The 1,677-nt window shown below is 51.5% G+C and carries 1 protein-coding gene and 1 pseudogene; one reads left to right on the top strand and one right to left on the bottom strand.

Annotated elements, in window-relative coordinates:
* Positions 1–1,040, bottom strand: a pseudogene (locus B4V04_RS16890) (transposase); the annotation flags it as partial.
* Between the two features lie 266 nt (positions 1,041–1,306).
* Between B4V04_RS16890 and B4V04_RS16885 the strand changes: the two are divergent.
* On the top strand, positions 1,307–1,677 hold a 371-nt coding region (locus tag B4V04_RS16885), incomplete at its 3' end, for a transposase (protein ID WP_498232834.1).

The following is a 1,677-nucleotide window of genomic DNA, read 5'->3' as shown; positions in this document are numbered from 1 at the left end:
TCTTTCGCTCGTCGAACCAGTCGCCGCACAGTGCGATGAATCTGATTCGACGAGTTCTCATCCCACTCAGAACTCTCTCGAACCGGCTCGACAGCTAAGATCAGCGGAATGTTCTGTCCGATGATCGAAAGCGTCGCAAATTTGAACGCTCGACCGTCTCTATCCTTCGTCCCACTGACCATCGGCATTCCTTCGACATCCCCATAATAGGGGATAGTCGTGATGTCGATCGCAGCGGTAACCGGCCGACGGAACGATGCTTCAGAGGCGATCACGGAGAGTAAGCGATCTGTCGTCTCGTTGAACCCGTTCACGAGCTCTTCAGGATCGAACTGTTTGACTGCGCGGAGGTGGGTGTCGCCATGCGGACCATACTCTTCACCACGATGGTACTGGAAGCGAGTCGCTCCCTGCGCGGTTCCGCATCGAACCATCCCCATAAACGTCTGTAACTCGAAAAATTGCGTGTCTTCGTAGGTAATGTTTGACGCCCGATCAGAGTCGAAATGACCGAAGGCGTGATCACGCGCGAGGCGCGTTGTCTGGACGATTGCGTTCTGTGAGAATGATTCGTCTTCGACTGAGTCTATGTTTTCTTCAGTACCTTCGACGATCTGTTTCTTGGGGCGAACCTCAGACGCTGAGATATCGCGATCGTGAACTTCTTTGATAACAAAGTGGGCAGCAGCGTGGACATATTCGTGGGTCTCGTCGTCGAATCTATTTCGCCACGCCCGCGAGAACGCTGATTCGTCGGGCACTCGGCTAAAGCCGAGAATAGTGGCGACTTCCGGTTGCCGGGTGAGTCGTCGAGAAAACTCGGCGTACGAATCTCCGGTGATCTCCATGAAAACGAACGAGAGGACCATTGCTCGAAAGGAGAGTGGCGCAGGATGCCACGCTGGATACTCGTCTTCGATCGCGTCTATCGAGTGATCAAGGTTCTCGAACGCAGTGACGAGATCGGTTTCTTTGAACTCGTTACGGATGGTGATCCCTAGCTGGTACGCTTCGCACAGAGCGCATTCAAAAATTTTCACTAGAAGGTGAATCGTCAGGGGCGCTCATACAATATACTGAGGAAGGTTACAAAATCAACGCTTTGAGTGGAAACGTTGAGTAGAACACGAATTTACAGCTAGATTGAAATTCTATCCAAGTGATATATGCTGACTTGATTGTGGTCAATACCTCACAGTGTTACCGGAGAAGAGCACTCACGTAAAGCACAAAGAGAGCCAGAACAACGGAATTGGCTCTGTTGAAATCCTCTGAGATTTGCATGTTTGTCCTGTAATTTCACGAAATGAAGGCTCTCCCGAAGTCGCAGATTCTCCGGTTTACTGAGAAAGCTATCCATCTGGCCCGGCGAGCAGTCTTTCGATACTCCTCGAAGCTCTCCAAACACCGCTATACACTCCCGCAACACGTTGGTCTGTTGTGTCTCAAAGTTCGGAAGAACACAACCTACCGTGGCCTGCTTGACGAATTGATCGAGATGCCACGTATTCGTCGTGTTCTCGGGCTAGCGGAACTTCCTACTCCATCAACGCTCTGTAAGGCATTCAACCGGCTTGATATGGCTGTATGGCGTGCTATATTGACTCTCTCAGCGACGCTACTTCCGACGAGCGGTGTCGTTGGAGTTGATGCGTCAGGATTCGACCGCAGTCACGC

The sequence above is a fragment of the Halorubrum sp. B52 genome, assembly GCF_059752555.1.
This window is presented reverse-complemented; position numbering and strand designations above follow the sequence as displayed.